The sequence below is a fragment of the Kocuria atrinae C3-8 genome, assembly GCF_000286355.1.
Classification (GTDB): domain Bacteria; phylum Actinomycetota; class Actinomycetes; order Actinomycetales; family Micrococcaceae; genus Kocuria; species Kocuria atrinae_A.
On the sequence record NZ_AJXN01000091.1, the window covers coordinates 1 to 8237 of the forward strand.

Consider the following 8237-nt stretch of genomic DNA (forward strand, 5'->3'; position numbering starts at 1 on the left):
GGCGCGCAGATAGCATGAGACACGTCGAGGCCTTTATGGATCAGGTTGCTTGGTCGCTACCCATCCTGGAGGCCTCGACCTCTACCCAGACCCCACAACACGCGCTCCGAAACGCCCCCACGCACCCGGCTACCCATGCTCATCTGTGAAGGGCCAGTTAAGGCTCTTGGTTATGGATGCCGTAGAACGCATCGAGGTGGCAGTTAGGGCAGCCACCACTGACTACATGTCAACCATCTACAATGACGCTTTCTGGTATACAAAAAAGAACCACTTTAAGGATCAACACAAGCATTCTCAATTTTTGGCTATGGTTGAAAAAACCTGCCACCTGCAACTTAGGAGGAAACAGGAGTCATCGGATGGTCAATATGCTCACACGTCAGCGCTGGAACATTATTTGATCACCTATGGGGAGCCGGAACTGCCTCCCTCGTGGGTGACATTTGAACTCCTGACTTTAGGCCAGCTAGAGAGTGTGATCCTAAATATGAGATCCAGCTCAGATGTTAATAAGATTTCTGGATCTTTGGGAATCAACGGCCCGCTCATGAAGTCTTGGTTGCGCACTTACGTGCGAGTCCGAAATATCTGTGCCCACCACGGTCGACTTTGGAATGTCGGCCTCGGAGTTTACCCGGCTCTCCCGACGTCGACGAAAATCAAGTGGTTGGATGATCCCAGTATTATTGATGATTCCTCAGACCGCAGGAAGCGACTGTATTCGGTTTTGGTGTCACTGCAAAGCATACTCCACGTAATTTCACCAAACTCTTCGTGGGCGCAGCGTTTATACGATCTACTCGATGAGCACTCAGAAGTTCCGTTGGAGGGCATGGGGATTCCGCAGGGCTGGTACCGAGACAAGTTCTGGGCACAGCGGTTAAGTCAATAAGTAAGTGCCTGCAGTAGGCCGGAAGGCGTGGTGCGGAACTCGTAAAACTTGGGCGAGCGGAATCTTTAGTTCGCTTACCTCCTACTTCGCCTGGATAGACCTGCTACACAAAGTACGACCCGTGCTAGCTTTGCCGCATGACTGGGGCGATCCATCAGCCGCATCCGGCCTTGCGGGACTACCTCGCCGGGCCAATGGTCGGCTATGACATCTCCCTCAACACAGATCAGGTGCATCTCGGAGTACCCAGTGCGACAGCCACACTGATCATTGCCTTCGAGGACCCGCTCGATGTCGGGTGGTTCGGCGAGCGTGAGTCGCAGAAGCTGTGGGCATCAGTCTCCGGGCTGCACCTATTTCCCGCACTGATCCGCACCCACGGATTGCAGCGCGGGATCCAACTGCAGCTGACGCCGTTGGGCTGCCGCTCCCTGTTCGGGGCGCGTTGGCAGAATTGGCTGGCCACAGCGTAGACCTGGCCGAATTGCCACGCGGACTCACGAAGAGCGAATATGCCCAGATCGCCGAGCAAACCGAGTGGTCCCAGAGGTTCGCGGTTCTCGAATCATTGCTTTTGAACCGCCTGGAACTGTTCTCAATGCCCGCCGACATTCGCCGCGCCTGGCGGTTGTTGTGCCACGGCTGTGGAGTAGCCCAAACCGCCGCCGACGTCGGGTGGTCACGTCGGTATCTCAACACCCGCATACGCAACGAGATCGGTCTTTCACCCAAGCAACTCAGTCGTCTCGCCCGTTTCTCGCGGGCTCGCACGATGGTCGGACAAGGCACCAGTCTCGCCGACGCCGCCTATGCTGCTGGTTTCGCCGATCAATCACATTTGTCGCGGGAGTGGCACGCGCTCGCTGGGCAGTCACCCAGTAAAGAAGTGGAGTTCCCATTTCTTCAAGACCTGCAGTACCCAGGCACGGCAGCATGAAGTCATGACACACAACACGAAACCACAGCTGTTCCATTCACTGACTTTTGCCGACGCCGCTCGCGGTGCAGAATTCCTGCGGGCCCTAGGGTTCGAGGAAGTGGTCTTGTACACCAGCGAAAACGATCCGAGCGTCGTCGAGCACGCCCAATACCGATGGCGCGACAACGGCGGCGTGATGTTCGGATCGGTGCGCGAAGACAACCCACATGCCCACGCCGAGATGGTCGGACACACCAAGTGCTACTTGGTGGTGAACACCGATGCCGAGGTCGACGACGTGTTCCACCGAGCGCTCGCCGCACACGGCACTGCCATCGCTGAGCCCACGGACCAGGACTACGGGGGCCGCTCGGCAACTATCGCCGATCCCGAAGGCAACCAATGGAGCGTGGGGTCGTATCCGGGGGAGTGACGAGAGGTTCGCTGGGGCGCCCGTCACCTGAGGCGGTGGTCTCAGGTGGCGGAGGTCAACGAACGTAGTAACTCCATAGTCGGCAGCTCCCGTGAACAACCTCACTCAAGGCGCCAAAATCCCCGCCATGACGCGGGTTACACTCACCCGCCGCGACTAGCGGAGCTGGCGTACCCCCGAGTAGCGGCGCTAGGGTGACCGCATGCTTTCAACTGAACAGGCGGCTTATAAACTCGCCTTTTTGATCGCGGACGCTTTGATCCGAAGCGGCTCGGGATCTGCCAGTACCACCAAATCTCTCTTGTCGATCTTCCAAAAAACCGAGATGCCCAACGTGACCGTCAGCGTCAGCTTGGGCCAGGTCACCATCAGCCATCAGGAAGAGCCCGACGACGCTCCCAGTACCCGGATACTCGAATCCGAACCGGCCACGCTGGACATCGGCCTGCGCACCGAGACCGGTGAGGTTCTCGAGTCATTTATCTTGGACCGGCTCACCATCGAGGAAGCCATCCGTGAGATGGAAGAAGTCACGGCCAAGTCGCGTGTCATCGGCCATCGACTGACGGCCATGGGTTTCGCGATGTTCGGTGTCGGCTTCTCCCTGATTCTGGGCGGTGGGCTCGTCTCCACAATCAGCGCCGCATTCATTGCCGCTGCCGTATACACGGTCTACGCGCTGGTCGTTCGTACTCAAGCCCCCATGATCTTCAGCCTTGCGGCGGGCGGTTTCACAGCGGTCATCGGCGCGTGCATCTCGGGCCTCTTCTTTTCGACGTCGCAGCCCGCGGTCTGCATCGTTGCCTCCCTCGCTGCTTGGTTGGCGGGTATCGCTGCTTACGGCGCCGTGCACGACGTCATCACCGGCTGGTACCTGTCTGCCTCCGGCCGCATCTTGGACGTGGTCACCAGTACAGCCGGGTTGGTGGCCGGTGTGACACTTGGGATCCACTTGATGCAGCCGATCTTCGGTGAGGACATGAACTTCATCGAGACCCTCGAAATGGATGACACCCGCTGGGGCCTGTCCGTGCTCGGCGCCGTCATGGTGTCGGCTGGCTTCGCGCTCGCATCGGGTGGTCGCGGTTGGAAACTCGCGGCGCTGGGCCTGTTCGGCGGAGCGGTGATGCTCCTGATGCTCTCCCTGGCGACTGCGGGTATCAGTTCTTACGCAGCCATCTTGGTCGCTTCAATCGCAGCCGGCGCTGTGTGTGTCGTTCTCACCCGCGCGCTGAACATGGCGTCGAATGCCTCACTGATGGTCGTCCTCTTACCGCTGTTCCCCGGAATGTTGGTGTACCAAGGCGTGCTGGGCACGATCTTCGGTATGGACGGCGCTAATGATTCATCGTTGGAAGCCACCATCACCGCGTTCTGCCTGTCCATGGGCGGCATCCTGGGCCAGTACCTCGCGTCCGAGATGTTGTGGGCGAGCCGCCGTAAGCAGTTCACCCACAACCACCCGGATCGCACTTTCCGCAAGGAGATGGCCGACGAGGAGAACTTCAGCGACATCATGGTCCCGATCTTCTCCAAGCCGTTCACCCAGTAGCGCCAGTAGGACCGGCGGGCCGACGGCGGGGGTTACTTGCCCATGCCGTCGGCCACGCGCTGGATCAGACCCTGAATATTGGTGAGGGTCCGCTCCACTCGATCCTCGAGTGACATGGTCTCCTCCATTTGCCGGATACCCTCCGGCTTCTTCTTGCGTCGGGTGTAATCGCTGCATGCGAGGTCCGAGCAGAGGTAAGTCCCCACAGTGTTGTAGTGATCCTTGGCGGACTTCGAGCGCTGGATCGACACCAGGGATACTCCACTGCCAGGATGCAGGGTCAGACAGATCTGGCACATGCGCGCGCCACTTTTGCCCTTATGAGGGTTCTTCTCCAGTACGAGCCCACGCAGACCGTTCCCGGTCTCGGCCACTACATAGCCGGTGCGCGGCGATTTAGGGTCGATCCAACCGAGGAAAACCTGTGATTCCCAGTCGATGCTGAACAGGTCCTGCGGAATGTTGATGCGCTGCGAAACACCCTTGGAGCAGTTGATGAAGCTCTTGCGGATCTCGGATTCGGTGTGTGAGTGCATAGTTGAAAACTATCGGTTTATACCTGGTGTCAATTGCGCAAGAGGGGGCTAACCCACGAGAAGATCCACGGGCTGACCTCGCCCCGAAGTCAGACCGTGCAAGCCGTAGATGATCGAGTTACCCTCGAAGTCTCCGAACGATGGGCAGGGTGCTGATGGCCAAGAAACGTGCGGCCGAGATCGACCGGCAGATCGCCGGAATGGACGCTGAACAACTACCCGCCAACAAACGCAGGTTGCATGGCCCACGGCACTTCGCCGGTCTCTACGCCTCCGAAAACGTTGCCGGAACAGAGTTTGTCTTCGGGGCAACCTTCGTCATACTCGGTGCAGATATCGTCGATGTCATTATTGGCCTGGCCGTCGGTAACGCGCTCGCCGTGCTGACTTATCGGTTCGTGACTGCCCCAATGGCTATCAGAACGCGGATGAGTGTCTATACCTACCTCAACCGCACGACGGGGCGCCTGATGACGTGGCTGTACAACGCTGCGAACGCAATCGTCTTCGCCATCATCTCGGCGGCGATGATCACCGTCTCGGCCACAGCCCTGCGCATCGTCTTCGGATTCCCAGCGCAGACGGAGGCTTACCCCACCAATTGGGGCTTTGTGCTTATCGCATTGGCGTTCGGTTCCGTAGCGGTCCTCGTGGTGGCTTTCGGGTTCAATGCTCTTGCGGAATTCGCCAGTATCTGTGGCCCCTGGCTGATGGTCATGTTCGTCACCGGCGGGATGACCATGATCCCGGTGGTCGCCGAGGCGGTGACCGGCTCCCCGGTAGTAAGCAGCTGGCAAGAATTCATCAACATCGGTGGGGAAGGCGTGTTCACGGGCCAGACCCCCGAGGGCGCAGAAGGTATCGGTCTTCTGGGCATCATCGGTTACTCATGGGCGGCGAACAGCTTCGCTCATGCTGGCCTGATCGACATGTCTCTGTTCCGATACGCCATAAAGAGCTGGTACGGATACCTCTCGGGTACCGGCATGTTCCTTGGGCACTACGTGGCCTGGTTGGCGGCCGGTTTCATGGGCGCGGCTACCGCTGCGATCACGACAACCAGCATCACCGTCCTGGAGCCCGAGGACGTGGCGTTCCAAGCACTGGGGTATGCCGGATTCGTCACCGTAATTGTTGGTGGCTGGACGACTGCCAACGCCAACCTTTATCGGGCAGGTCTGGCCGGGCAAGGTGTCTTCCCGCGGCTCTCACGCCAGCGCGTCACCCTGGTCGTGGGAATCGTTGTCCTGGTGGCCAGCGTTTTCCCGTTCGTCTACCGCAGTTACCTCTCCCTGGTGACCTACGTGGGTGTTCTCCTCGTACCGATCGGCGGAATCCTGTTCGCTGAGCATTACATCCTGCCGCGACTCGGGCTCACTACATCTTGGGCCCGCTACAAGGGGGTCCAGAACGTTCCCGCCCTAGTCGCCTGGGGCGCTGCACCCGTTTTCTCTGCTGTGATGATCGTGTTTGATCTCATGCCCGTGTACTTCTTGTTCGTGTTCGGCTGGGTGATCGCGCTTGTGGTTTACGTCTTGCTCGCCCGGGTATCGGGGGCGGCCGAGAAATACCCTGAACAGGTAGCGGCGGATGCTTTCTTCCAGGAGCGGGTGGATAACTTCCATGCCCAAGCGGCTGCGATCATGCCCGCTGAGACCGAATTGAAGGACCGCAGGGGATAGACCAGGACGTTGAGAGTGACGTGGATCATTGTCCTGGCCGTGGTCTTCGTGAATGGCCTGCTTGTCCTGGTCGCAAGCCCGGACATGGCAACGTACACGTCTCAACGCGATCGGTTCTTCGTGATTGCGGCCGTTGGCACCGTCCTGTACTTCGTGCTTGCTTACTGGGAGCTCCGGCGACGTAAGGCCTTCGCAGGGCGGGTAGCTGTTGAAACCGCGGCAACCACCCACGGCTCCCACGCGGCCTGACGGATTGTCAGCTCGCGCCGTTGGGACTTGCGTGCCGCTTCTTCGCCACATTCAGCGACCAGATGTACGCAAGTAGCGCCAGCCACCACGGCAAGCTCTGGGGAAGCACATCGATCCCGCGGAACAAGAAGTGAGCCACCGCCAATACGGCCAGGGCCAAGACCACTGACATGGCAATGAGCTTGGTCTTGAGTTTGCGGTCAATGCCGTACCAGGGCCCGTCCTCGGGGGAGTCACTTCTCAGACCGAAAAAGTCGATGATCTTCTTCATGTGATACCACCTCATTCCCTTCTTTCCCCACGGTATCGACACTGCACACCGAGCACAGTGCCGAATGGCCAGTGTTCTGAACCACCCTCGGCCACCGGCACCTCAGATCCAGACATAGTGTGGACACCATGCAGGACCACCACACCGCTACGCAGACCGTCGACGCCGCACCCACACCCCTGAGCGTCCTCTCCGATGTCTTCGGCTACGACGAGTTCCGCGGTGAGCAGGCCGCCATCATCGACCAGGTGATGAGCGGAGGAGAAGCGGTGGTTCTCATGCCCACCGGCGGCGGTAAGTCGCTGTGCTATCAGATCCCGTCGATCCTCCGAGAGGGCACCGGGATCGTGGTCTCCCCCCTGATTGCGCTGATGTCTGATCAGGTGGCAGCGCTTGAAGCGGTCGGAATCCGCGCGGCCTTCCTGAATTCCTCACTGGATTTCCAGGAAGCGCAGGCAGTCGAACAGCAATTGCTCGCCGGCGAGATCGACCTCCTCTACATGGCCCCCGAACGCCTGATCCTGCCGCGCACCCTCGACCTGCTGCGCCGGGCCCAGATCGCCCTCTTTGCCATCGACGAGGCGCACTGCGTTGCCCAGTGGGGCCACGACTTCCGCCCCGACTACCTGGGGCTGTCCGTGCTCGCGGATGCATTCCCCAACGTCCCGCGGATCGCACTGACCGCCACCGCCACCCGCAGCACGCACCGCGAAATCACCGAGCGCCTGCGCATGGAGAACGCCGCGCACTTCGTCTCCAACTTCGACCGCCCCAACATCCAATACCGGATCGAGCCCAAGGATCGCGGCCGCGACCAGCTCCTGAAATTCATCACCACCGAGCACGACGGCGACGCCGGCATCGTCTACTGCCTCTCCCGCAAGAGCGTGGAAACCACCGCGGAATTCCTCGAGAAGCACGGGGTCACAGCCCTGCCGTACCACGCGGGGCTCGATGCTTCAGTCCGGCACGAACACCAAGAGCGGTTCCTGCGTGAAGAGGGCATCGTGATCGCCGCGACCATCGCATTCGGCATGGGCATCGACAAGCCGGACGTGCGCTTCGTCGCCCACCTGGACCTCCCCAAGAGTATCGAGGGCTACTACCAGGAGACGGGCCGCGCGGGACGCGACGGGCTTCCGTCGACCGCCTGGATGGCGTACGGCCTGGGCGACGTCGTCAATCAGCGCCGCCTCATCGACCGCGGCGAGGGCAGCGAACTGCACATGCGCAACGCGCGCTCGCACCTGGACGCGATGCTCGCCCTGTGCGAGACCGTCTCGTGCCGCCGCGTGCAGTTGCTGCGATATTTCGGCCAGGAGTCCGAGCCGTGCGGCAACTGCGATACATGCCTCAAACCCCCCAAGATGTGGGACGCCACCGTGCCCGCGCAGAAGCTGCTGTCCACGCTCATTCGGTTGCATCGCGAACGCAGTCAGCAGTTCGGTTCGGGGAAGATCTTCGACGTGCTGCTCGGCCGCGAGAACGAACGCTCCGTCGAGTCACGCCACCACGAGCTGAGCGTGTGGGGGATCGGCACGGAGCTCACCGAGCGGGAGTGGCGTTCGGTGCTGCGGCAGTTGCTCGCCCGCGGGATCGTAGAGGCCGTGGGCGATTACGGCGTGCTGGTGCCCGGTCCACATGCCGGTCCCGTTCTGCGCGGCGAGGTCACCTGGACTTGGCGGTCGACCAGGGCGCCG

10 protein-coding genes are annotated in these 8237 nt (G+C 60.5%); 8 read left to right on the forward strand and 2 right to left on the reverse strand.

Annotation, left to right across the window (positions count from 1 at the left end):
- Positions 1 to 145 precede the first annotated feature (145 nt).
- From YO9_RS0110100 to YO9_RS0110115, 5 genes are all read left to right on the forward strand, one after another.
- Positions 146 to 895 (forward strand): Abi family protein, encoded by a 750-nt coding sequence (locus YO9_RS0110100; protein WP_016997358.1) that lies wholly within the window; start codon positions 146 to 148, stop codon positions 893 to 895.
- 137 nt (positions 896 to 1032) lie between these two features.
- Positions 1033 to 1368 carry a hypothetical protein gene (locus tag YO9_RS17930; RefSeq protein WP_223286388.1) on the forward strand — a complete coding sequence of 112 codons (336 nt, stop codon included), beginning with the start codon at positions 1033 to 1035 and terminating at the stop codon, positions 1366 to 1368.
- A complete protein-coding gene (locus YO9_RS17935; RefSeq protein WP_223286389.1) occupies positions 1341 to 1832 on the forward strand; it encodes a helix-turn-helix domain-containing protein in 492 nt (163 codons plus the stop codon). The genes YO9_RS17930 and YO9_RS17935 overlap by 28 nt, the downstream gene beginning before the upstream one ends.
- Before the next feature lie 4 nt (positions 1833 to 1836).
- Positions 1837 to 2247: a VOC family protein gene (locus YO9_RS0110110; RefSeq protein WP_016997361.1), complete on the forward strand. Its 411-nt coding sequence runs from the start codon at positions 1837 to 1839 to the stop codon at positions 2245 to 2247.
- 202 nt (positions 2248 to 2449) lie between these two features.
- Entirely contained in the window at positions 2450 to 3799 is a 1350-nt protein-coding gene (locus YO9_RS0110115; RefSeq protein ID WP_031273065.1) for a threonine/serine exporter family protein, read from the forward strand.
- Between the two features lie 32 nt (positions 3800 to 3831).
- On the opposite strand, the gene YO9_RS0110120 is transcribed toward YO9_RS0110115, so the two are convergent.
- Positions 3832 to 4335, reverse strand: a complete 504-nt coding sequence (locus tag YO9_RS0110120) for an FBP domain-containing protein (protein ID WP_016997363.1) — start codon at positions 4333 to 4335, stop codon at positions 3832 to 3834.
- 155 nt (positions 4336 to 4490) lie between these two features.
- Here YO9_RS0110120 and YO9_RS0110125 point away from each other — a divergent pair, with 155 nt between their 5' ends.
- Together YO9_RS0110125 and YO9_RS0110130 are read left to right on the forward strand one after the other, a co-directional pair.
- Complete coding sequence (locus YO9_RS0110125; protein ID WP_223286390.1) at positions 4491 to 6017, forward strand: purine-cytosine permease family protein; 1527 nt, start codon at positions 4491 to 4493, stop codon at positions 6015 to 6017.
- Positions 6018 to 6032: 15 nt separating this feature from the next.
- Positions 6033 to 6266 carry a hypothetical protein gene (locus YO9_RS0110130; protein WP_016997365.1) on the forward strand — a complete coding sequence of 78 codons (234 nt, stop codon included), beginning with the start codon at positions 6033 to 6035 and terminating at the stop codon, positions 6264 to 6266.
- A gap of 7 nt (positions 6267 to 6273) precedes the next feature.
- Here YO9_RS0110130 and YO9_RS0110135 read toward each other — a convergent pair whose 3' ends face one another.
- Complete coding sequence (locus YO9_RS0110135; protein ID WP_016997366.1) at positions 6274 to 6537, reverse strand: hypothetical protein; 264 nt, start codon at positions 6535 to 6537, stop codon at positions 6274 to 6276.
- Positions 6538 to 6665: 128 nt separating this feature from the next.
- On the opposite strand from YO9_RS0110135, the gene recQ reads away from it, so the two are divergent.
- On the forward strand, positions 6666 to 8237 hold a 1572-nt coding region (gene recQ / locus YO9_RS0110140; protein WP_016997367.1), incomplete at its 3' end, for a DNA helicase RecQ.